Genomic DNA, 22,908 nt, shown 5'->3' on the forward strand with positions numbered 1-22,908 from the left:
CGTCAACGGCCGGGCGCCACGATCCGGTCGAGCATCGCCTTGACGGCCGCCATCTGCCGGCCGGACCGCACATGGAAGGCCGGGTCGTCGTAGCCGAACCAGTCCCAGCAGCCGTCCGGGTTGCGCGGTGTCGCCACGGCCTGCGGGTAGAGGACGATCAGCCCGTTGCTGTCGGCCCAGTGATTGTAGCCGGTGCGGGTGGCGAAAAGATCGCCCACCCGCTCGCGGCCCTGCAGGCAGCCGTGAAAGACGATGTGGAGACGGCAGCGGCGCGCATCCTGCTCGCACGGTCCGGGCACGTAGACGAGGCCGGTATCGTCGAGCCCATGCGCTCTCGCATCGGGCAGGAACTCGCTCTGATCGAATTCGACGAGACGCCCTGCGGGCGCCTGCGCCGGCGGCTGCAGGCTGCCGTAGATGTGCTGCAGGATTGCCCCGGCGAGGTCGAAGCCGCAGGCGTTGACGAAGGGCGGGATGGTCGCGGCGCAGGTGCTGCCGAAGTCCTGCGTCGCGAAGCCGTGCCCGGCGGGAAGATCGGCTCGGATCGCGAGCCGCTCCGGCGGCACGCCGGCCTCGCGATAGAACGCGGCGAGCGCCGCCACGACCGGCGGGGTCACGATCGTGTCGAACATACCGCCGAACACGAGCACGCGCTGGCGCGCCAGGTTCTCGAGCGGGTCGATCTCGTCCTTCACCGCCGCCTCGCGCGCGAACGCCACGAGCCGCGCCGGATCGGGCGGCCCGGCCCAGGTGCCGGTGCAGCGGGCGAGCGCCAGCTCGATCTTGCCTTCCGAGCAGTAATAGGGACCGCCGGCGACGATCCCCGCTCCGATCACGTCGTTGGAGAAGGCGACCTGGAACTGCACCGCCATGAAGCCGCCCGAGGACATGCCCGATACCGACGTGCCCGACGCATCGGCCACATAGGCGCGGAGCGGCTCGGCCGCGCGGACCACGGGGTCGGCGCCGACGGCGAGGGCAAAGGCCAGGATGACGGCCAGAGCGCTGCGGATGGCGGCGCGGTCGATCATGCTGCTACCTCCTGCTGCGTGCTGCTTGCGAGCCCGGGCCCAGCGCCGTTCGATGACGACCGGATGGCGGCTTCCGGGCTGCGGCAAACCGACCATGCCATGCGGGTTGCCCGCTCGGCTGCCCCGCCGCGACCCGCGCCACACGACCTCCTGACAATCTTGAGCCTGCATTGACCATCCTGATTCCTTTTCGCGGAGAATCAGTCGATACTCCATATTCTCCTGATCCGCGCCTGACCCGCCCCGTTGCCCGCGCTCGCCGCCGTGGTCGTACCTTTTCCGCGCGCGGTGTCACCGCTACATGTCGCCTGCCATGACCGACGACAGCCTGCTTCTCGAAGCCGTCCTCGCCGCTGCGACCCGCGCCGGTGCGGATGCCGCCGACGCTCTCCTGGTCGAGCGCACGAGCCTCGGCCTGAGCTGGCGCCTGGGCGCCCTCGAAGGGCTCGAGCGCAAGGAGGAGCGCGAGCTGGGGGTGCGCGTCCTGGTCGGCCGCCGGGTCGCGACCGCGGCCACCAACCGGCTCGATGCGGACTCGCTCCGTGCTTTGAGCGAGGAGGCCGTGGCGACCGCGCGACTTCTTCCCGAGGACCCCTGGGCCGGCCTCGCCGCACCCGAGGAGCTCGCCGCCGGAGTGCTCGAGCTCGACCTCGCCGACCCGGCAGGCGAGCCCGCCGCCGAGTCGCTGCAGCGCGCCGCGGCCACGGCCGAGGCGGCAGCGCGGGCCGTTCCCGGCGTCACCAACACCGACGGCGCTTCGGCCTCGTGGTCCGCCGCCACGGTGACGCTCGCGGCCACGAACGGCTTCTCGGGCAGCTACCGCCGCACCCGCTTCGGCCTCGGCGTCACGGTCCTCGCTGGCAGCGGCACCGCGATGCAACGGGACCACGAATACCGCCAGGCAACCCACCGGGCCGACCTGCCGGCGCCCGAAGCGATCGGCCGGACCGCGGGCGAGCGCACGGTCCGCCGCCTGGGTCCGCGCAAGGTGGCGACGACGCGTGTCCCGGTGGTGTTCGAGCCGCGCGCGGCCGCCGGGCTGCTGCGCCATCTCGCGGCGGCGATCGGCGGCGAGGCGGTGGCCGCGGGCCGGACCTTCCTCGAGAACCGGCTCGGGCAGCCCGTGTTCGGGCCCGGGGTCACCATCGTCGACGATCCGCTCCGCCCGCGCGGGCTCGCCTCGCGCCCGTTCGACGGCGAGGGCATCGCCGGCACGCGGCGCAAGGTGATCGACGGCGGCGTGCTCACGACCTGGCTCCTCGACCTCGCGACGGCGCGCCGCCTGGGCCTCGCGAGCACCGGCCATGCCAGCCGCGGCGGTGCGGCGCTCGGCAGCCCCGGGCCCACGAACTTTTTCCTCGAGCCCGGCGTCGTGGGACCGGAGACGCTGATCGCCGACATCGCGGCAGGGTTCTACGTCACCGAGATGATGGGGGTGGGTGTGAACACGGTCACCGGCGACTACAGCCGGGGTGCGGCGGGCTTCTGGATCGAGAACGGGGCGATCGCCTACCCGGTGAGCGAGGTCACGGTGGCCGGTAATCTCGCCGAGATGTTCGCCCGCCTCGTCCCCGCCTCCGACCTCGAGCTTCGCGGTGCCGTCGATGCGCCCACGCTCCGCATCGACGGGCTCGTGGTGGCCGGCCGATGACCGGCGTCGCCGTCCCGGCCGCCGAGGCCGCCCACGTGCGCGAGACCGTCCGCGAGGCCGGCCGGATCGCCATGCGCTTCTTCCGGCAGAAGCACGAGCGTTGGGAGAAGGGTCCGGGCCAGGTCGTGACCGAGGCCGACGTCGCGATCGACCGCTTTCTCCATGCCGAGCTCCTCGGGGCCTATCCCACCGACGGCTGGCTCTCCGAGGAGACCGAAGACGACCGCACCCGGCTCGACCGGCGACGGGTCTGGGTGGTGGACCCCATCGACGGCACCCGCTCCTTCGCCGAAGGCACGCCCGAGTTCACGATCTGCGTCGGTCTCCTGATCGAGAACGATCCCGTCATGGGCTTCGTCTTCAACCCGGCGACCGAGGAGATGTTCGAGGCCCGGCTCGGCGAGGGCGCTTTCCGCAACGGCGAGCGGCTCGCGGCGAGCCGGGCGACCAGCCTCGAGGGGGCGCGGATCGCGGCCAGCAGGTTCGAGAGCAGGAAGCGCAACTTCGCGAGCCTGTTCCCGAACGCCCGGCTCACCGGTATGGGCTCGCTCGCCTACAAGCTGGCTCTCGTCGCCTCGGGCCGGTTCGACGGCTATCTCTCCTGGCGCCGCATCCACGACTGGGACATCGCCGCCGCCACCCTGCTTCTCACGGAAGCCGGGGCGGTCGTCACCGATGCCGGCGGCGGGCCGATCCGGCTCAACCAGCCGGAGCCCCGCCATCCGGGCCTGCTTGCCGCCGGCGCGGCACTGCACGGCTCCCTGCTCGCCGCGACCCGGAAGGCTTATCGGGCCTATGCCGAGGACCGGCGCGCCCGTGGTCTTCCGATCTGAACCGGCATGGGAGGTCGCCGGCACGGGCACCTTCCCGCGACCTTCCGGCTCTGGTAGCAGCGAACGGCGGCGGGCAGAGGCACCGCCCGAGACCTTCGAGCCCCGTGAGCGCGCCATGCCCAACATCCCCTCCGAGCGCCTTTACGACCTCGCCTTCCTGATCGCCCGCGCCATGGGCAGCAGCGAGACCGAGGCGCGCGACGTCGCCGAGCATCTGGTCGCCGCCAACCTCGCCGGCCACGACAGCCACGGGATCGGCATGTTCCCGGACTATGTCCGGATGCTCCATGCCGGCCTGCTCGTCCCGAACCAGACGCTCGAGCTCGTGGCCGATCGGGGCGGGGTTCTCGTCCTCGACGCGAAACGCGGCTTCGGCCAGGCGATGGCGAAGGAGGCGATGCGCCGCGGCATCGAGCGCGCGAAGCAGAACGGCTCCGTCGTCGTGGCCTTGCGCAACAGCGCCCATGTCGGCCGGATCGGGCACTGGGCCGAGCAGTGCTGCGCCGCCGGCATGGTCTCGATCCATTTCGTCAATGTCGGCGACCACGATCCGCTCCAGGCTCCTTACGCCTGCAGCGACGCCCGGCTCGGCACCAACCCGTTCGCGGTCGGCGTGCCGGGACCGGACGGCAAGCCGCTCCTCCTCCTCGACATGGCGACCAGCGCCATCGCCTTCGGCAAGGCCAGGGTCGCGCGCAACAAGGGCGTGCCGGTGCCGGAAGGTGTGCTCATCGACGAGCACGGCCGGCCCACGACCGATCCCACCATCTACGTCGACACGCGTAAAGGTGCCCTCCTCGCCTTCGGCGGCCACAAGGGCTCCGGCCTCGCCATCCTGTGCGAGGTCCTGGGTGCTGCCGTCACGGGCGGCATGACCATCGCCCCGCACCACGCGCGGCAGGACGGCATCGTCAACTCCATGCTCTCCTTCGTTCTCGACGCCTCGGCCGTGGGCGACCCGATGCAGATCGCGCGCGAGACGCTCGCCGTCGGCGACTGGATCAAGGCCTCGCCGCCGGCACCGGGCTTCACCGAGGTCCTGCTGCCGGGTGAGCCCGAGCAGCGCTCGCGCGAGCGGCGGCTGGCCGAAGGGGTGCCGATCGACGACAAGAGCCTTGCCGACATCCTCGCCGCCGCGCGCAGCCTCGGCCTGTCGGACGCCGAGCTCGACCGAGCGCTCGGGCGCTAGAGAGCCGCCATGGAGAAGGTCGACTGCGTCGTCGTCGGCGCTGGCGTGGTCGGGCTCGCCTGCGCCCGCCGGCTCGCCATGGCGGGGCTCGAGGTGATCGTGCTCGAGCGGGCGGATGCCATCGGCACCGAGACCAGCTCGCGCAACAGCGAGGTGATCCACGCCGGCATCTACTACGCCGCCGGCAGCCTGAAGGCACGGCTCTGCATCGAGGGCAAGCGCTTTCTCTATCGCTACTGCGAGGAGCGCGGCATCGCGCACGTCCGCTGCGGCAAGCTGATCGTCGCCACCAGCGAGGCCCAGCTCGCCACGCTCGAGACCATCCGGAAGAACGCGGCCGGCCTCGGCATGCCCGACCTCGAGCCCTGGCCGGCCGAGCGGGCGATTCAGCTCGAGCCGGCGCTGCGCTGCACCGGTGCTCTGTGGTCGCCCACCACCGGCATCGTCGACAGCCACGGCCTGATGCTGGCCTATCAGGGCGATGCCGAGGCGCACGGCGCCATGATCGCTTTCGAGAGCCCGCTCGAGCGCGCCATCGTCACATCCGAGGGCATCGTGCTCGAGGTCGGCGGTGCTGCGCCCATGGAGCTGCTCGCGACCCGCCTCGTCAACAGCGCCGGCCTTGACGCCCCGGACCTCGCCCGGCGCTTTCAGGGCCTCGACCCGGCCTTGGTGCCGACCGCCTATTACTGCAAGGGCAACTACTACACGCTGATCGGCCGCTCGCCGTTCTCGCGGCTGATCTACCCGGTCCCGGAGCAGGCGGGCCTGGGCGTGCACGTCACCGTCGATCTCGCCGGCCAGTGCCGCTTCGGCCCCGATACCGAATGGGTCGATCGGATCGACTACGACGTCGATCCGGCCCGCGCCGACGCGTTCTACGCCGAAGTCCGCAAATACTGGCCGGACCTTCCCGACGGCGCTCTCGCTCCCGGCTATGCCGGCATCCGGCCCAAGCTCGACCCGGCGGGCTCGCCCGCGCGCGACTTCGTCATCGACGGCCCCGAGCGGCACGGGATCGCGGGGCTCGTCAACCTGTTCGGGATCGAGAGCCCGGGCCTTACCGCCTCCTGGCCGATCGCCTGCGAGGTGGCGCGCCGCCTGGGCCTGCCGGAGCTGGAACGCCCGTAGCCGGGGAGAACGGCAGCGCTCAGGGGCCGATCGCGACCCCGAGCGGAGCTTGCTCCATCAGGAAGCTGATGCCGAGCAGGACCATGTAGAGATAGACCAGAACACGCGCCACCATGGCCGGTCGCCCCTTTCCGAGCATCTTTCGGCCGCCCTGCCCTCTTGCTGGCGCTATTATGGTTGAGAAACCGTGACGTTTGTCACAGATCGTCGCAGTTTCTTTGCAAGTCGTCGGCTGCTGTTGCTGCCACGACACAACCCCGACGGGAGCCCGCATCATGCCCCACGTCATCGTCGCCCTCGACAAGCCGGGAAGCGCCTCCTTGCGCACCGAGCTCCGGCCCGCGCATCTCGAGCACCTGACCCGCCATGCCGCGAAGCTGCTCGCTGCCGGCCCGATGCTGGCCGAGGACGGCACCACACCCGTCGGTAGCATGATCGTGCTCGATAGTGACGACCGCGCCGAGGTCGATGCCTTCATCGATGCTGATCCTTACACCAAGGGCGGCCTGTTCGAGACTGTGACCGTTCGTCCCTGGCGCAAGGTTTTCCTTGCCGGCGCGCGGACCGGCTGACGCGCACGGCACCTCGCCACCGCAGGGACGATGGGCGTAGCCGGCGAGATCGTGCGCGATCGCGGCGGCCACGCCGAAGGAAGGGGACGAGGCCGTCGCCGCTCGCGGCATCGCTCGTCCTTGCCCGAACGGATTTTCGACCCACGGCGCATGCTGACACCGATCCTTGCAAGCATGGCTGCACGCGGGGGCGCATAAATAACTATATTTTTATGTATATTAATTCCCTTGACAGTTTGCTGCCGTGATATAAATCCATTTACATCGCGCCGATTTGAGCGACAGCTTGCGGGCGCGTAACAAGTGCGGCTAAAGCGTCCGGCATCCCGCCGTACGACCAGGCTGCGGCGGGCTTCGGCCCGGCCGTTGGGCCGGCCTCCTCCCGCCTTGATCGCAACCGGCGCGCAAACCAGCGTGCGAGCGAATGAGGCGCTCGATGCAGCTTTCCCGTCGCCACACCCTTGCCCTCGGCCTGGCGCTTCTCGCCGGTGCCGGCACCACCCGCGCTGCCGGCCGACCCGACACGATCACGCTGGACTGGGCCTACTACAATCCGGTGAGCCTGGTGCTGAAGCAGCAGGGCTGGCTCGAGGAGGCCCTGAAGCCGGACGGGATCGCCGTCCGCTGGGTGCAGAGCCTGGGCTCGAACAAGGCGCTCGAGTTCCTGAACGCCGGCAGCCTCGACTTCGGCTCGACCGCGGGTGCCGCCGCCCTCCTCGCCAAGGTCAACGGCAACCCGATCCGCACCGTCTGGGTCTATTCGAAGCCGGAATGGACGGCGCTCGTCACCCGTCCCGATACCGGCATCGCCAAGGTCGAGGACCTGAAGGGCCGGCGCATCGCGGTCACCAAGGGCACCGATCCCTACATCTTTCTCCTGCGCGCGCTCGAGAAGCACGGGCTCGGGCCCGGCGACGTCCGGCTCGTCCTCCTCCAGCACGACCAGGGTCGGGCCGCCCTCGAGCGCGGTGACGTCGATGCCTGGTCCGGGCTCGACCCGATGATGGCCGACGTCGAGATCCAGCGCGGCTACCCGCTCTTCTACCGCGATCCCGACGCCAACACCTACGGCGTGCTCGATGTCCGCGAGGCCTTCGCCGCCGAGCACCCGGATCTCGTGCAGAAGGTGCTCCGGGCCTACGAGCGCGGCCGGCAATGGGCGCTGCAGAATCCGGAAGAGCTCGTGAAGCTCCTGGCCGGAGCCGCGAAGCTGCCGGAGCCCGTGGCCGAGAAGCAGCTCGCCCGTACCGCCTTCGTCGACCCGCGCCCCGGTGAGGCGGTACGCGCCACCATCCTCGCCGCCGGCGAGGCGCTGCAGGCAGGCGGGATGATCGAGCCTGACGTTGACGTAAAGGGAAAGGTGGCCGCCCTTCTCGATCCGAGCTTCGCCACCAGCGTCGCGGCGGCGCCATGAGCACCGTGATCGAGCGGCTGGGCGTCGAGGCCGGGACCGGTCCGGCGACCACGGCTCCGGCCCGGCTCCTGCGTCATCCTCTCGTTCTCGGCCTGCTGCTGCCGCTGGGTGCCGCCGCCGCCTGGGAGCTTGCGGCTCGCGCCGGCTGGATCGAGGCCCGGCTCCTGCCGCCGCCCTCGGTCGTGGCGCGTGCGATCGTCGAGCTGCAGCAGAGCGGCGATCTCGCCCGCCACACCACCGCCACCCTCGCTCGGGTGGCGGCGGGCTTCGCGCTCGGCCTCGCCCTCGCCACGGGTCTCGGCGCGCTCGCCGGCTTTTCGGCCACCGCACGCCGGCTCCTCGATCCCACGCTCCAGGCGCTGCGCGCCATTCCGTCCATCGCCTGGGTGCCGCTGTTCGTGCTGTGGTTCGGGATCTTCGAGGCCTCGAAGGTGGCGCTGATCGCGACCGGTGCCTTCTTCCCGATCTACCTTTCGCTCGTGACCGGCATCCAGGGCGTCGACCGGAAGCTGGTCGAGGTCGGGCGGGTCTGCCAGCTCGGCCCCCTCGCCCTGATCGGCCGCATCCTGATTCCGGCAGCGCTCCCGGCCTGGCTCACCGGGGTGCGCGGCGGCCTCGGCCTCGCCTGGATGTTCGTGATCGCGGCCGAACTCATGGGCGCTTCCGAAGGGCTGGGCTATCTCCTGGTCGATGGCCAGATGACCGGCAACGCCGCCCAGATCCTGGCCGCTCTCGTCCTGTTCGCGCTGCTCGGCCAGGCCACGGACGCGCTCCTCGTCCTGCTGACCCGCCGGCTCGTCGCCTGGCAGGACAGCTTCGCGAAGGCGGGGTGAGGTCCATGCTCGTGATCGACCGGATCGCCAAGCGCTTCGCGAACGGCTACGAGGCGCTGAGCCAGGTGAGCCTTTCCTTGCGCGCGGGCGAGATCCTCGCCGTCGTGGGAGCGAGCGGCTGCGGCAAGAGCACGCTCCTTCGCCTCGTCGCCGGCCTCGAGACCCCGAGCGCGGGCGTCATCCTGCTCGACGGCGAGCGCCTTTCGGGACCCTCGCCCAGGATCGGGGTCGTGTTCCAGGAGCCCCGGCTGATGCCGTGGCTGAAGCTCGTGAGCAACGTCGCCTTCGGCCTGCCGCGGCGGCTGCCCAAGGCCGAGCGGATGCGGCTCGCGCGCGCGGCTTTGGCCCGTGTCGGCCTTGCCCGGTTCGAGGACGCGCTGCCCAAGACGCTCTCCGGCGGCATGGCGCAGCGCGCCGCCATCGCGCGCGCCCTCGTCACGCGCCCCCCTGTGCTGCTGCTCGACGAGCCGTTCAGCGCCCTCGACGCCCTCACCCGTCAGGCGCTGCAGGAGGAGCTCTTGCGGCTCTGGGCCGAGGACCGGCCGACGATGGTCCTTGTCACCCACGATCTCGACGAGGCACTCTATCTCGCCGACCGGGTGGTGGTCCTGGGCGGGCATCCCGGCCGCGTGCGGCTCGAGCTCGAGGTGAGCCTGCCCCGGCCGCGCCCCCGCGACGGGACGGCGCTGGCGGCCTTGCGCGAGCGGCTGTTCGCCGAGCTGCCGCACGGGCCCGTCGAGCTCGCCGCCTGACCCGGCCCTGTTCCACGCAGAGGTAGCATCAGGAAGAAGGTATGGACGCCGACGCTTTGCGCGAGCTGCAGGCCCCGCTCAAGGCCCGCTACAAGGAGGATCCCGACGCCGCCGTGATCACCCTGAAGGCCAGGGGCGAGATCGGTCAGGAAGGCCTCGCCTGCCGGGTCGAGACCGGCCGTGCCCTGGTCGAAGCCGGGCTGCACCCCGCTACGGGCGGCACCGGCCTTCAGGCCTGCTCCGGCGACATGCTGCTCGAAGCCCTCGCCGCCTGTGCGGGGGTCACTCTCTCGGCGGTGGCCACCGCCCTCGGCATCGAGATCAGGCAGGGCACGGTCGAGACCGAAGGCGACCTCGACTTCCGCGGCACGCTCGGCGTCGCCAAGGATGCCCCGGTCGGCTTCAAGGCGATCCGGCTCCGCTTCACCCTCGACACCGACGCCGACGACGAGAAGCTCGCCACGCTCCTGAAGCTCACCGAGCGCTACTGCGTCGTGCTGCAGACCTTGAAGAATCCGGCCGCCACCGAGGCCAGCATCGCCCGCGCCTGACAGCGGGCCGGCCGTGGCGTGATCACCACGACTGTAAAATAAAAAGAGAACATTGTTTCGAAACGGCCGCTTCGTGCGTTTTCACACAAGCGGCCCGCGCCTCGTCTCCTAGGTTCATTCAACCGGCGGTTTCTGCCGGAGCAAGAGCGAGCCTCGCCCGGCCCAGCGGGGCCGGTCGGCGCGACGACTCCGGATCGTTCAGAGGAACGGTGATGGCGAGAAGATACGGCACCCATCGCAACGACACGCTCGTCGGCACGGCGGCCGCCGACAGTCTGTTCGGGCGCAGCGGCGACGACAGCCTCGTGGGCGGTCTCGGCAACGACATCCTCTGGGGCGGCCGCGGCGCCGATCGTCTCGTCGACGACGGCAACGACGAACTGCACGGCGGCGATGGCAAGGACCGGATCTACGGTTCGGGGGCGGACGGATCTTCGGCGATGCCGGCGATGACACGATCAGCTCCCACGACCAGGGCATCCCGGTCGAGATCGACGGCGGCGCCGGCGCCGACGAGCTGAACGGCTGGCTGGGCCACGACGTCCTGCGCGGCGGTCCGGGTGCCGACCGGTTCGTGCTCTCGGCCGACGAAACCGAACTGGGCGAGCGCGATCTCGTCCTCGATTTCGCCGAGGGCGACCGGCTCGCGATCGAGGCGCTGAGCCTGGACAGCGGTCTGGCCTTCATCGGCACCGCCCGCTTCACCGACGACGAGCAGGTCCGCGTCGCCCATGCCGGCGGCAACACCATCGTTCAGGTGAACCTCGACGACGACCTGGCACCCGACACCGCGATCGAGCTCGTCGGCATCCACCGGCTCACCGAAGCCGACTTCATCTTCTGAGTCCGACCCTCACGCCCGCCGCTTGGCCCGGCCGCCGCGCCGCGTTTCCGGATGCAGCGCGGCGACCGTGGCCGGCGGCTCCGCCGCCTTCGCGCGCGGCGCCCGCTCCGGACCGGGACGGCTGCGACGGTGCTCCTCGACGAAGACGTGGGCGTAGAGCTGGGCGATCCACTGCTTGCCCTCGACCGTCCGCTCGAGATGCCGGATCGCCGTGCCGAGATAGGGCTCGACCTTCGACCAGAAGAAGCGCGGATACTGCTCGGCGAGGTCGGCCGGCGAGCGGTAGCCGAGCTTCTCGTTCATCCCGGTCTCGCAGAACTCGTAATAGAGCGCATTCAGCTTGCGCGGGTGGTCGGGGTCCCCGAGCTGGCCGATCAGGTCGGCGGCCCGCACCAGCGCCGGCTCGGTGCCGGTCTCGGCGTGATCCCGATCGCAAGGGATGGGAAAGCGGGTGAGCTCGATCGCGCGTGCGATCCGTTCCACGTCGAGGACCGGGATCGCCCGGCAGCGATGGCGGACGAACAGCTTGCCGCGGTCGATGTGCCAGGGGGCGAGGAAGGCGTCGGAGACGCCGCGGGGTGCTTCGATGGTGTGGCCGTGCTCGTCGATGACGTAGCGGCCCTCCTCGTCGCCGGGACAGATCCCGCGCAGGTAGCCGAGATCGTGGCACAAGGTGGCGACCGTGAAATGGAGCCAGTCCTCGGGTGTGACCACCTCGACGATGATGCGGCCGCGCAGGATCGCCTGGCCCACCAGGGTCACGAGCATGGTGTGCTGGGCATCGTGATAGAGCGCGTCGCTCGACGAGATCCGCTCCACCGCGAGCTGCGCCATGGAGCGGATGATCGGGCTGTGGTCGGGCTCGCGGTTGCCGTAGACGGTGCGATAGCCATCGACGAGATGCTCGGCGAAGGCGGCGGCGAGCACGGCAGCCGGGTTGAACATCGCGCCCTCCTCGAGGTCCGACACGACCCGATTCGGACCCCATGTCGCCATGAGTGGGGCCGTGCTCGAGCCGAACTCGATGAGCATAGCACGGTTCCGGACCGCCGCCTGCCCGCTTCGCAGGGCGTTCTTTCCACCGCCCGACCTCGAGTCATACACAGGCTCCGGACAACGTCCGGCATGATTCCGCATCAAGGCAATCGTCCGGGCGGGACCGATCCATCAATCGAGCATCATTCCTCTTTATTCATGGCGGATGATGGCGCCACCCCGGCGGTCTGCTCGCGGATCTTGCCAGCGTGCGCCTTGAGAGCGTAGCTCTGCAGGGGGTCTCACGAGGAGCCGACGCCCATGCACCCTCTCGACCGCGTGCTCGAGACCGTTCTCTACGTCGACGACCTCGCCGCCGCGGAGCGGTTCTACGGCGAGGTGCTGGGCCTCGACCTCGACAGCCGCAAGCCCGGGCTGTTCTGCTTCTTCCGCATCGGCAGCAACATGCTGCTCCTGTTCAATCCGCAAGCCTCGCAGCGAGGCCGCGAGGTGCCGGCGCACGGGGCGACCGGCGCCGGTCACGTCTGTTTTGCCGTTCCCGAGAGCGAGCTCGACGCCTGGAAACGACGGCTCGAGGCGCATGGAGTCGCGATCGAGCACGAGCAGGCCTGGCCGCGTGGCGGCCGTTCCTTCTATTTCCGTGATCCCGCGAACAACAGCCTGGAGCTGGCCACGCCGCGCATCTGGGGTCTGCCCGAGACGGTGTCCGGAGATCCGGCATGATGGCCGAAGCTCCTGCGAACGCGAGGCTGGTCCACGGCCGGCCACGAGCGCAGGCTCGGGTCCGCCTCGTCGCCGACCTCGCCTGCCCCTGGTGCTACATCGCCTTCGTCCGGTTGCGGCGACTCGTGGCCCGAGCACCGGTCGAGCTCGTCTGGCATCCCTTCCTGCTCAACCCCTATCTGCCGCGCGAGGGTGTGGCGCGGGCGCATTATCTCGAGCGCAAGTTCGGTAGCCCCACCCAGGCACAGAGCGTCGTCCGCCGCATCGCGGCGATCGGCGCTCAAGAAGGGATCCGGTTCCGCTTCGCCGCCATCGACACGCAGCCCAACACGGCGCTGGCGCACGCGCTGGTGCTGACCGCGGCCGAGCACGGCCGGCTCGTCGAGGCGGTCCAGGCCGTGTTCCGCGCCTTCTTCGAGGAGGGGGCCGATATCGGCCGCATCGAGACCCTGCAGCCGATCGCGGCCGCGATCGGCCTGTCCGAGACGGCCCGTACCGCGCTCGCCGAGCCGGCACGGCTCGCCGAGGTGGCGGCGGCGCACGAGCGCGCTTACGCTCTGGGGATCAACGGCGTGCCCGTGTTCGTGTTCGGCGAGGATCATCTCATCGCCGGCGCCCAGCCCGACGAGGCGCTCGAGGCGCTGCTCGACCTCGAGCTCTATCGCCGGCGCGATACCGCCGGCTAAGGCCGCCAGGCCTCGTAATCGCCGGTGGCGCGCTGGCGCTGGCCGCCGCGCCGCTCGTGGCCGGGCGGCACATAGGCGAAGGGCGAGCCGCTGAGGTTGGGTTGGTGCTCCTTCTCCCAGCGCTTGACGACGAGCGGCTCCTCGCTCGGCGCCTTCTCGCGTGCGTGGTTGAGCCAGCCGTGCCAGCCCGGCGGAACGGCGCTGCCATCGATCTCGAGCCCGTCACCGGCGAAGATCACCCAGCGCCGCTCGGAGCGCCAATCGCGCGCCCCCTTCTCCCGGTAATACTTGTTGCCGAACTCGTCCTCGCCGACTAGTTCGCCGCGACGACGGGTGAACAGGTAGGTGCCGAGCGTGTTCGCGCGCAACCACTTCAACACGGCAGATGCTCCAAGGGCCCGCTGAAACCGCCGCCACTATGGGCAAGACGCGTGCCCTGTCCAGAGGGCGCGCTGCCACCTCGGCGGGCGGGGGATCCGCCGGCCCGTCTGTGGATAACCAGCCGCCGCTGTGGATGAAACGATCATCAACGGCGGTTGATTGCACTTGACCCAAAATCATGATCGCGATGCAGCAAACGGGATGCCGCATCCGGCGGCGGCTCGTTTTCGTGCACACCTCTTATGCACCAAATCGCACACAGGCCGTGGACAGCCCACGGTCCCGCCCGACCGCACGCGCCGGCGACCATCGTCGCTATAAACTGATGATAAGCTTATATTGATATTGATTTCGTTGCCGTTTCCGCCGGCCGGAAACGCGCCGGCTGCTTCGCTCGCCCCGCGCCGCTGCCGGATACCCGGGTCTGCGCCGTGCCCGGGCCGCAACAAATTGTAGTTAGCGGCACGCTCAAGCCCCAGATCTTGTTGCGACCGACCTCTTCGAGGCGTATCATGCTCCCGTCGAGCCCTTCCCGGGGCCGAACCCGGATCTGCAAGGAGAGCCAGGGGTGTGGCGCGCCGTTTTACTCCCGCCCTGTGGAACCCGTGGACAAGCGGCGGCGCATCATTGCCGGTCAGCATCTCGTCGCATAAACTCAGCCCTTATTTGATGGCGCTCAGCCTATTCTTGATCCGTCCGCCCGCGAATCTCAGAGCGGCAGATTCGGTTTGACGAACATGTCGAGAACAATCTACTCTCAGACAGGAGGAGAAGCGTGCCCCTAGAGATCCAGCGTCGCTTCACGCGGGCAGGCGAATCGCCCTACGCGGCGATTCCATTCCGCTCGGCGTCGAGCGAGATCCGCAATCCCGACGGGTCCGTCGTGTTCCGCCTCGATCGGCTCGAGGCGCCGAGCGGCTGGTCGCAGGTGGCGATCGACGTCCTGGCGCAGAAATATTTCCGCAAAGCCGGCGTGCCGGCCCGGCTCAAGCCGGTGCGGGAGAAGGGTGTCCCGGCCTGGCTGTGCCGCCGCGTCGCCGACGAGAAGGCCCTGGCCGAGCTGCCGGAAGCCGAGCGCTTCACGGGCGAGACCAGCGCTGCCCAGGTGTTCGACCGTCTCGCCGGAACCTGGACCTACTGGGGCTGGAAAGGCGGCTACTTCGCCTCCGAGGAGGACGCCCACGCCTTTTTCGACGAGCTGCGCTACATGCTGGCGCGCCAGTACGCGGCCCCGAACTCGCCGCAGTGGTTCAACACCGGCCTCCACTGGGCCTATGGCATCGACGGCCCGGCGCAGGGCCACTTCTATGTCGACGAGGTCACCGGCCAGGTGAAAGCCTCGACCTCGGCCTACGAGCGGCCGCAGCCGCACGCCTGCTTCATCCAGAGCATCAAGGACGATCTCGTCAACGAGGGCGGGATCATGGATCTCTGGGTGCGCGAGGCACGCCTGTTCAAGTACGGCTCCGGCACCGGCACCAACTTCTCGAACCTGCGCGCCGAGGGCGAGCGCCTGTCGGGCGGCGGCAAGAGCTCGGGCCTGATGAGCTTCCTCAAGATCGGCGATCGGGCCGCGGGTGCGATCAAGTCGGGCGGCACCACGCGCCGTGCGGCCAAGATGGTGATCGTCGATGCCGACCATCCCGACATCGAGGCCTTCATCGACTGGAAGGTGGTCGAGGAGCAGAAGGTGGCGGCGCTGGTCGCCGGCTCGAAGCTCCTGAAGCAGCACGCCGAGGCGATCATGGCCGCGTGCCACGACCCGGAATATCAAGGTGCGGACCGGTTCGATCCGCGCGAGAACCCGGGCCTGCGCAAGGCGGTGCGCGCGGCGCGCAAGGCCATGCTGCCCGAAGGCGCCATCCAGCAGATCATCCTCTATGCGAGCCAGGGCTACACGGGTATCGAGATCCCGACCTACGCCACCGACTGGGACAGCGAGGCCTACCTCACCGTCTCCGGGCAGAACTCGAACAACACGGTCCGGGTCACCGACGACTTCCTGAACGCCGTCCTCGAGGACCGCGACTGGCAGCTCTTCCGCCGCACCGACCGCAAGGTCGCGAAGACGCTGAAGGCGCGGGACCTGTGGAACAGGATCGGCTTCGCCGCCTGGGCCAGCGCCGATCCCGGCATCCAGTACGACACCACGATCAACGACTGGCACACCTGCCCGGCCTCGGGGCGGATCAACGCGTCCAACCCGTGCTCGGAGTACATGTTTCTCGACGACACGGCCTGCAACCTCGCCTCGCTCAACCTGATGTGCTTCCGGCGCGAGGACGGCCGGTTCGCGGTTCAGGACTTCGTCCACGCCGTGCGCTTATGGACGATCGTGCTCGAGATCTCGGTGCTGATGGCCCAGTTCCCGAGCGAGCGGATCGCCGAGCTGTCCTACCGTTACCGCACGCTGGGCCTGGGCTACGCCAATCTCGGCGGGCTGCTCATGGCCTGCGGCCTGCCCTACGACAGCGAGCAGGGTCGCGCCTTCTGCGCCGCGATCACCGCCCTCATGACCGGCACCTCTTATAAGGTGTCGGCCGAGATGGCTGCCGCCCTCGGCCCCTTCCCGGACTATGCGCCGAACCGCGAGCACGTCTTGCGCGTGCTCAGGAACCACCGCCGCGCCGCCTGGAGCGAGACGACCGGCTACGAGAGCCTGCACACCCTGCCCGTTCCCCTCGATGCCGGCAACTGCCCCGACCAGGATCTGGTCGCGGCCGCACGCCGTGCCTGGGACGAGGCGGTTCAGCTCGCCGAACGCCACGGGGTACGCAACGCGCAGGTCTCGGTGATCGCCCCCACGGGCACGATCGGCCTCGTCATGGACTGCGACACCACCGGCATCGAGCCCGACTTCGCGCTCGTGAAGTTCAAGAAGCTCGCCGGCGGCGGCTACTTCAAGATCATCAACCGGATGGTTCCGACGGCGCTGCGCACGCTGGGCTACAGCGAGCAGCAGATCGAGGACATCACCCGGTATGCCGTGGGTTACGGCACGCTCGACGGGGCACCCTGCATCAACCACGATAGCCTGCGTGCGAAGGGCTTCACCGACGATGCGCTGCGCAAGCTCGAGGGCATGCTGCCGACCGCGTTCGACATCAAGTACGTCTTCACCCGCTACACGCTGGGCGACGGCTTCCTGAAGGAGCGCTTCGGCTTCACCGCCGAGCAGCTCGACGATCCGTCCTTCGACCTGCTCAGGGCTTTGGGCTTCTCGCGCGAGGAGATCGAGGCCGCGAACGCCTTCTGCTGCGGCACCATGACGGTCGAGGGCGCGCCGCATCTGCAGGAAGCGCATCTGCCGGTGTTCGACTGCGCCAATCCCTGCGGCCGCAAGGGCAAGCGCTTCCTCTCGGTCGACAGCCACATCCGGATGATGGCGGCAGCCCAGCCCTTCATCAGCGGCGCCATCTCGAAGACCATCAACATGCCGGCGCGCGCCACGGTGAAGGACTGCGAGGCGGCCTATCTCCAAGGCTGGCGCCTCGGCCTCAAGGCCCTGGCGCTCTATCGCGACGGCTCCAAGCTCAGCCAGCCCCTGGCCTCGATGCTGCCCGAGGATCTCGGCGAGGACGAGGAGGCCGAGGAGAAGCCGCAGGTCCAGAAGGTGATCGAGGTCACCGAGCGGATCGTCGAGCGCTTCATCCACGACCGTCGCAAGCTGCCGAGCCGCCGCAAGGGCTACACCCAGAAGGCCGTGGTCGGCGGCCACAAGGTCTACTTGCGCACCGGCGAGTACGAGGACGGCACGCTCGGCGAGATCTTCATCGACATGCACAAGGAAGGCGCGGCCTTCCGTTCGCTGATGAACAGCTTCGCGATCGCGATCTCGATCGGCCTCCAGTACGGCGTCCCGCTCGAGGAGTTCGTGGAGGCGTTCTCCTATACCCGCTTCGAGCCCTCGGGTGTCGTGCAGGGCAACGACACCATCAAGATGGCGACCTCGGTGCTCGACTATATCTTCCGCGAGCTCGCCGTGTCCTATCTCGGCCGCACCGACCTCGCCAACGTCGAGCCGGCCGACGTGCGTCACGATGCGCTCGGCAAGGGCATCAAGGAAGGCGACATGGGCAGCGAGGCGGTCCGCCAGATCGCCTCGACCGGCTTCGTCCGCGGCAATCTCCGGCTGCTCGCCGGCGGCGGTGCCGCGAGCGATGCGGCCAAGAGACCCGGCCCGACCGGGAGCCCGGCGGTTGCCGCCGAGGCTCCGTCGGGCGGCACGAACAGCCGCGCGGCGCAGGCGCAGATGGCCCGGCTCAAGGGCTATGTCGGCGACCCCTGCTCCGCCTGCGGCAACTTCACGCTGGTGCGCAACGGCACCTGCCTGAAATGCGATACTTGCGGCTCGACCACTGGTTGTAGCTAAAAGTACGCATACGTCCCGTCGGGCAAGCGGGGCGTTCTTTCCTTGTATTCTCCTCCATCTTCGGCCCGGGAGCGCGTCTCCCGGGCCTTTTTGTCACCCTCGTCGGGAAACGTGGCTGCCGGCCGATGATTCGGATTGACAAGCCTCAAGCCCATCTCCAGGCCGTATCGGCAGCCGCCCTGTGGATGAATCGTGGACACCGCGCCGCCGGGCCGCTGCGACGAGGAAAGCACAGCGGTCGCGCAAGAGCGCCGTCCCGACCGGAGACGGCCGGGTCGGCCTGGTATCGCCGGATGTTTCGGGGTACGATCGAAGACCGCTCGCCGACGCGCCGGCGACCATGCCGCCGCGCCGGAGGACGGCGGCGGATGGCACTCTCAAGCCATCCTCAGCCGCCATCAACGCGGATTTTCATCCTGTGGATAAGCTGTGTGCTTCCACGGATTCAGTAGAAGCCGCTCCTGTCGGCACCAGGTCGGACGATCGCCGGTGGCGCCACCCGCGCGCGCAGACCGTCGAGCGGATCATTGTCGGCGGTGATGCTGGAAGCGGCATCGGCCATCGGCAGCGACGGCTCCCGCTCCGACACGACCGGCAGCTCCGGCCGTGTGATCTGAACCGGGATCCCTCGCCGCAACAGGAGCTCGTTGTCCACGATGCTCCAGTCGATTCGGGCCGCGTCGGCGCCGGCCTTGTTCAGGATGTGCTGGCGGACGTCGCCCTCGGGCGGCCGCGGCGTCATGGTCTGCGTCGCCTCGAGCTCGTCGATCTGGTAGATGTCGGGCTGAACCTCGATGTAGAGCTCGCCCTGGTGCCAGCCGACCTTGACCCGCTGGTCCAAGACCGTGACCTTGGTGCCGACCTGGACCTCGCGGAACAGGCGCGCCACCCCTTCGGGGTACATGCGGAAGCAGCCGCGGCTCACCCGCCGGCCGACGCCGTAGGGTTTGTTGGTGCCGTGGATCAGGTAGGTGGGCCAGCCCAGATAGAGGGCGTATTCGCCCAGCGGGTTGTCCGGCCCGGGCGGCACGGCGTTCCCGAGTTCGGGATGGTCGCGTTTCTCGGATTCGGTCAGATACCAGGTCGGCTTCTCCTTCTTGCGGACGATCCGGGTCTGACCGTACTTGAGCTCGAACCCGTCCCGGCCGATGCCAAGGGCGTAGGTCTGCACCGGGCCGTTCTTCGGGAAATAATAGAGCCGGAGATCGCCGTAATTGATGACGATCCCCTCGCGCGGCGCATCCGGAAGGATGAAGGCCGTGGGCAGGATGAGGAGCGTCTCCTCGCCCGGAACCCAGGGATCCACGCCCGGGTTGACCGCCGAGATCTCGGGCACGCCGAGATTGTGGGCGCGGGCGATGTCGAGCAGCGTCTCGTTCGCGTGCGTGACGTAGTAGGTGATCTCACCGACGAGATCGCCGGTCCGCCGCTGCGGCGCAGAAACCGTGGCCGTGGCGGCCTTTGCGTGCGGCAGGAAGAGGGCAGCGCCTAGGGCGCCGAGGACGTGCAGGCCGAAGAGCCGACGCGAGATCATGGCACGAGACCGTGACGAACCTTGTAGCAAGGCGTTCCGCCGCTTCTTGTGGCAGTCGTTCATCTAGATCGTGCACGCCGGGCCGGAGGCAAGTCCGCCCCGGCACCGGCGCACACGTCGCGAGCGAAGCGACGAGCCCGCAGCCGGTCTCGCGTTTCGCTGCGCGCCGTTACTTCCGCAGGCCGGCGCGGAAGATCTGGTCGGCCTTCTGGCTGGCCGCGGTGGCCGAGGCGTTGGCGGCGGCGGCGTCGGCAGCAGCCTTCTGGGCGGCAGCCTCGGCGCGGGTCGCCTTGGCGTCGACCGACTCGATCGAGGAGCGCAGGCCCGAGATCTCGCTGCGGAGCGACTCGATGTCGCCCTTCGAGGCGCAGCCGCCGAGAGCGAGAACCGCCACGGCTGCGACCGGAGCGAGGCTGTAGAGCTTCTTCATGCTTGTTCCCTCCAATTGGGTGTCGTGAGCTTCGAAGGCGAGAAAATCATCGGAACGAGCCCGCCGGGGCTCCTCGCCCCATGCCCGCGTTCCGATGCGTTTCCGGGCAGGGAGCGGCTCCAAAAGAGCCCGCCGGGATCATGGACGGATCTCGATCGGCGTACCGAGCTCGACCCGTTGCCAGATTTCGTCGATTTCCTTGTCGGTGACCGCGATGCAGCCGCTCGTCCAGTTGTAGAGCCAGTGGTCCGATCCGAACTGGCGCCGCTCCGGGGCGAGGCCGTGGATCATGATGTTGCCGCCGACCGACTGGCCGAGCGCTCGCGCCCGTGTCAGATCCGCCTCGTTCGGGTACGAGACCCGAATCGAACGATAGAAGCGGCTGTCCGGGTTGAAGGCCGCGACACGATAGACGCCCTCGGGCGTGCGGCCGTCGCCCTCGTAGATCTTGGTGCCTTTGGGCTGCCGGCCCAGGGCCACGCGGTAGCTCTTGATGATCTCGCCGCCGTGCAGGAGGTAGAGCCGGCGCTCGCTCTTCACGACCACGATCTTGTCGGCCTTGAGGACCTCGCCGGCTCCGGCCGACGGCGAGCCGTGCAGGAGCGCGGCACCGGCCAGCATCGCTGCGGCCACGCTCGTCGCCCACATACCTCGTCTCGCCAAGCTGCGCTCCATGCGCAAACCACCCGCTCGATGATACGACCGGTCCGAACGCGACCTGTCTATACGGGCTGATTGCCAAAAGTCCATCGATCACCTTGGGCGCGAAGGAACGCAGCCGGCGGCCGATCGGGAGGTGGTGCAATCACGTCACAGTGGAGCGAACGGCTCGGTCACGGCACTCTTCTCAAGCCGCTGGTTTCGTGGCCTATTCCCGCGCCATGCGCATCGTTCCCGTTCCCGACCCCACCCATGTCGAGCTGTTTCATCCGGCCGGCCGGGCACCGATCCTCGTCGTGTGCGACCATGCCGGAAAGCTGGTCCCGGGCGGCCTCGACCGCCTCGGCATCAGCGAGGAGGCGCTCGCCCGCCACATCGGCTGGGACATCGGCGCCGCCGACGTGACAAAGCACCTGGCCCTCCTTCTCGATGCGCCCGCGATCTTGAACCACGTCTCGCGGCTCGTGATCGACGCCAACCGCCGGCCCGGAACGCCGACCTCGATCCCCGAGATCAGCGACGGCTGCATCGTCCCCGGCAACCAGGGACTCGACCTCGAGGCGGTGCTCGATCGCGTGGTCCGCTATTTCCTGCCCTACCATCGCGCGATCGCCCGGCGCATCGGCCGGTTCCGGTGCGCCGGCATCGTGCCCGTGCTGATCGCCGTGCACAGCTTCACCCCGCGCCTGAACGGCGAGGACCGGCCCTGGCAGATCGGCGTGCTCTGGCGCGGCGACCGGCGGCTGGCCGGGCCGGTGCTCGAGGCCCTGCGCGCCCGCGGCGATCTCGTGGTCGGCGACAACCAGCCCTACTCGGGCCTGCGCGAGTTCGGCTTCACGGTCGAGTTCCACGCCCAACGCCCGCGCCTGCCGCACGTCATGCTCGAGATCCGCCAGGACGAGATCGACACGCCCGAGAAGGCCCGACGCCTCGCCGGGATCGTCCACGCGGCGCTGCAAGGGCCGCTCGCCGATCCCGACCTCTACCGGCCGTTCGAAGGCGACAATCTCGACCAGCCGGGCGGGCTGATCTCCTGGCGGCACGCGCTGCGCCCTCCGCCGACGAACTGAGTCCATCCGGCGAGGTGGGAACCCGGACCGGGCTCGGCGCCTCCTAGACCGTCGATCAAGGAGGTCCGCCCGTCATGGCGCCACGCAAGCCCACGCTCTCGCTCGGCATCGAGGAGGAGTATCTCCTCGTCGATCCCCTCACGCGCGCCCTCGTCCAGTCGCCGGATCCCGGCTTCATGACGGCCTGCGAGGATGCTCTGGGCGAGCAGGTCACGAACGAGCTGCTCCAGTCGCAGGTCGAGGTGGGTACCTGCATCTGCGCTCGGATCGCCGAGGCCAGGAGCGATCTCGCCCGGCTGCGGCGCACCGTCGCCGCCATCGCCCGCGATCACGGCATGGGCCTGATCGCCGCCTCGACCCACCCCTTCGCCGAATGGGACGAGCAGCGCAGCACCGAGCTCGACCGCTACCAGTCGCTCACCGACGACTACCAGGCCCTCGCCCGCCGTCAGCTCATCGGCGGCATGCACGTCCACGTCGCGGTCGAGGACGAGGAGCTCCGGATCGATTTCATGAACCAGGCCGGCTACTTCCTGCCGCACCTTCTGGCGCTCTCGACCAGCTCGCCGTTCTGGCGCGGCCGCCCGACGGGCTTGAAGGCGTTCCGCCCTTCGGTGTTCGGCAACCTGCCGCGCTCGGGCTCGGCCGAATATCTCGCAAGCTGGAGTGCATGGCGGGATCTTCTGGACCTTCTCGCCGGGACGGGCTTGTGCAGCGATCCGACCCAGGTCTGGTGGGACATCCGCCCCTCGGCGAAGCACCCCACGCTCGAGCTCAGGATCACCGACGTCTGCACGAGCCTCGAGGACGCGCTCGCCATCGCCGCCCTGTTCCAGGCACTCCTGCACCGCCTCTGGCGGCTGCGCACTTGCAACCAGAGCTGGCGCGTCTATCGCCGGATCCTGCTCGAGGAGAACAAGTGGCGCGCCCAGCGCTATGGAATCGAAGCCGAGCTCGCCGATCTCGGCGCCGGCTGCCTCAAGCCGATGCCCATGCTGATCGAGGAGCTGATCGAGCTCGTGCGCGAGGATGCGGGCGAGCTCGGGTGCCTCGCCGAGGTCGAGCGGGCGCGGGAGATCGTCGAGCGGGGTACGAGCGCCGACCGTCAGCTCGCCCTCTACCACGAGGCGCTGCGCGAAGGTGCCAGTCCCGAGGAGGCCTGCCGGATGGTGGTCGACTGGCTGCTGGAGGCGACGCTGGCGGGCCTGCCGGAATAACCCCCAGAGGCCATCCGGCCGGTCACGCGGCGCGTTCG

General features: G+C 69.3%; 22 protein-coding genes. 16 read left to right on the forward strand and 6 right to left on the reverse strand.

Going from position 1 to position 22,908, the window contains the following annotated elements:
* Positions 1–2 precede the first annotated feature (2 nt).
* Positions 3–1,031, reverse strand: a complete 1,029-nt coding sequence (locus U1T56_RS11925) for an extracellular catalytic domain type 2 short-chain-length polyhydroxyalkanoate depolymerase (RefSeq protein ID WP_418159692.1) — start codon at positions 1,029–1,031, stop codon at positions 3–5.
* Between the two features lie 313 nt (positions 1,032–1,344).
* Between U1T56_RS11925 and U1T56_RS11930 the strand changes: the two genes are divergently transcribed.
* The 11 genes from U1T56_RS11930 to U1T56_RS11980 all read left to right on the forward strand — a co-directional run bounded on the left by U1T56_RS11930 (position 1,345) and on the right by U1T56_RS11980 (position 10,801).
* Positions 1,345–2,682 carry a TldD/PmbA family protein gene (locus tag U1T56_RS11930; protein WP_418159693.1) on the forward strand — a complete coding sequence of 446 codons (1,338 nt, stop codon included), beginning with the start codon at positions 1,345–1,347 and terminating at the stop codon, positions 2,680–2,682.
* A complete protein-coding gene (locus U1T56_RS11935) occupies positions 2,679–3,515 on the forward strand; it encodes an inositol monophosphatase family protein (protein WP_418159694.1) in 837 nt (278 codons plus the stop codon). Before U1T56_RS11930 ends, U1T56_RS11935 begins: the two co-directional genes overlap by 4 nt.
* Before the next feature lie 115 nt (positions 3,516–3,630).
* Positions 3,631–4,704, forward strand: coding sequence for a malate/lactate/ureidoglycolate dehydrogenase (locus tag U1T56_RS11940; RefSeq protein WP_418159695.1), 1,074 nt, complete (start codon positions 3,631–3,633; stop codon positions 4,702–4,704).
* Between the two features lie 9 nt (positions 4,705–4,713).
* Complete coding sequence (locus U1T56_RS11945) at positions 4,714–5,835, forward strand: NAD(P)/FAD-dependent oxidoreductase (protein ID WP_418159696.1); 1,122 nt, start codon at positions 4,714–4,716, stop codon at positions 5,833–5,835.
* A gap of 275 nt (positions 5,836–6,110) precedes the next feature.
* Positions 6,111–6,407, forward strand: coding sequence for a YciI family protein (locus U1T56_RS11950; protein WP_418159697.1), 297 nt, complete (start codon positions 6,111–6,113; stop codon positions 6,405–6,407).
* A gap of 436 nt (positions 6,408–6,843) precedes the next feature.
* Positions 6,844–7,821: an aliphatic sulfonate ABC transporter substrate-binding protein gene (locus U1T56_RS11955; protein WP_418159698.1), complete on the forward strand. Its 978-nt coding sequence runs from the start codon at positions 6,844–6,846 to the stop codon at positions 7,819–7,821.
* Positions 7,818–8,654: an ABC transporter permease gene (locus U1T56_RS11960; protein ID WP_418159699.1), complete on the forward strand. Its 837-nt coding sequence runs from the start codon at positions 7,818–7,820 to the stop codon at positions 8,652–8,654. The genes U1T56_RS11955 and U1T56_RS11960 overlap by 4 nt, the downstream gene beginning before the upstream one ends.
* 5 nt (positions 8,655–8,659) lie before the next feature.
* Positions 8,660–9,406, forward strand: a complete 747-nt coding sequence (locus U1T56_RS11965) for an ABC transporter ATP-binding protein (RefSeq protein ID WP_418159746.1) — start codon at positions 8,660–8,662, stop codon at positions 9,404–9,406.
* 41 nt (positions 9,407–9,447) lie between these two features.
* Positions 9,448–9,957: an OsmC family protein gene (locus tag U1T56_RS11970; protein WP_418159700.1), complete on the forward strand. Its 510-nt coding sequence runs from the start codon at positions 9,448–9,450 to the stop codon at positions 9,955–9,957.
* Positions 9,958–10,169: 212 nt separating this feature from the next.
* A complete protein-coding gene (locus U1T56_RS11975; protein WP_418159701.1) occupies positions 10,170–10,478 on the forward strand; it encodes a calcium-binding protein in 309 nt (102 codons plus the stop codon).
* Between the two features lie 53 nt (positions 10,479–10,531).
* Positions 10,532–10,801 (forward strand): hypothetical protein, encoded by a 270-nt coding sequence (locus U1T56_RS11980; protein WP_418159702.1) that lies wholly within the window; start codon positions 10,532–10,534, stop codon positions 10,799–10,801.
* 9 nt (positions 10,802–10,810) lie between these two features.
* Here U1T56_RS11980 and U1T56_RS11985 read toward each other — a convergent pair whose 3' ends face one another.
* Positions 10,811–11,746, reverse strand: a complete 936-nt coding sequence (locus U1T56_RS11985; RefSeq protein ID WP_418159703.1) for a metal-dependent phosphohydrolase — start codon at positions 11,744–11,746, stop codon at positions 10,811–10,813.
* A 351-nt stretch (positions 11,747–12,097) separates the two neighbouring features.
* On the opposite strand from U1T56_RS11985, the gene U1T56_RS11990 reads away from it, so the two are divergent.
* Together U1T56_RS11990 and U1T56_RS11995 are read left to right on the forward strand one after the other, a co-directional pair.
* Positions 12,098–12,520 (forward strand): VOC family protein, encoded by a 423-nt coding sequence (locus U1T56_RS11990; protein WP_418159704.1) that lies wholly within the window; start codon positions 12,098–12,100, stop codon positions 12,518–12,520.
* Positions 12,517–13,206 (forward strand): DsbA family oxidoreductase, encoded by a 690-nt coding sequence (locus U1T56_RS11995; RefSeq protein WP_418159705.1) that lies wholly within the window; start codon positions 12,517–12,519, stop codon positions 13,204–13,206. Before U1T56_RS11990 ends, U1T56_RS11995 begins: the two co-directional genes overlap by 4 nt.
* Here U1T56_RS11995 and U1T56_RS12000 read toward each other — a convergent pair.
* Complete coding sequence (locus U1T56_RS12000; protein ID WP_418159706.1) at positions 13,203–13,586, reverse strand: NADH:ubiquinone oxidoreductase subunit NDUFA12; 384 nt, start codon at positions 13,584–13,586, stop codon at positions 13,203–13,205. The two genes, U1T56_RS11995 and U1T56_RS12000, sit on opposite strands and share 4 nt — an antisense overlap.
* A 776-nt stretch (positions 13,587–14,362) precedes the next feature.
* Between U1T56_RS12000 and U1T56_RS12005 the strand changes: the two genes are divergently transcribed.
* Entirely contained in the window at positions 14,363–17,959 is a 3,597-nt protein-coding gene (locus U1T56_RS12005) for a vitamin B12-dependent ribonucleotide reductase (RefSeq protein WP_418159707.1), read from the forward strand.
* A 445-nt stretch (positions 17,960–18,404) separates the two neighbouring features.
* Here the strand turns inward: U1T56_RS12005 and U1T56_RS12010 are convergent, their stop codons facing one another.
* The 3 genes from U1T56_RS12010 to U1T56_RS12020 all read right to left on the reverse strand — a co-directional run bounded on the left by U1T56_RS12010 (position 18,405) and on the right by U1T56_RS12020 (position 20,571).
* Positions 18,405–19,493, reverse strand: coding sequence for a L,D-transpeptidase family protein (locus U1T56_RS12010; RefSeq protein ID WP_418159708.1), 1,089 nt, complete (start codon positions 19,491–19,493; stop codon positions 18,405–18,407).
* A 169-nt stretch (positions 19,494–19,662) separates the two neighbouring features.
* The gene (locus U1T56_RS12015; protein ID WP_418159709.1) at positions 19,663–19,923 is read right to left on the reverse strand and encodes an Lpp/OprI family alanine-zipper lipoprotein; all 261 of its coding nucleotides are present in this window, start codon (positions 19,921–19,923) and stop codon (positions 19,663–19,665) included.
* Positions 19,924–20,061: 138 nt separating this feature from the next.
* Positions 20,062–20,571, reverse strand: a complete 510-nt coding sequence (locus U1T56_RS12020) for a L,D-transpeptidase family protein (protein WP_418159710.1) — start codon at positions 20,569–20,571, stop codon at positions 20,062–20,064.
* Positions 20,572–20,786: 215 nt separating this feature from the next.
* Here U1T56_RS12020 and U1T56_RS12025 point away from each other — a divergent pair, with 215 nt between their 5' ends.
* Complete coding sequence (locus tag U1T56_RS12025; protein WP_418159711.1) at positions 20,787–21,653, forward strand: N-formylglutamate amidohydrolase; 867 nt, start codon at positions 20,787–20,789, stop codon at positions 21,651–21,653.
* Between the two features lie 74 nt (positions 21,654–21,727).
* On the forward strand, positions 21,728–22,870 hold the full coding sequence (locus U1T56_RS12030; RefSeq protein WP_418159712.1) for a carboxylate-amine ligase: 1,143 nt from the start codon (positions 21,728–21,730) through the stop codon (positions 22,868–22,870).
* Positions 22,871–22,908 lie beyond the last annotated feature (38 nt).

The organism is Benzoatithermus flavus, from assembly GCF_037908215.1.
Lineage (GTDB): Bacteria > Pseudomonadota > Alphaproteobacteria > Geminicoccales > Geminicoccaceae > Benzoatithermus > Benzoatithermus flavus.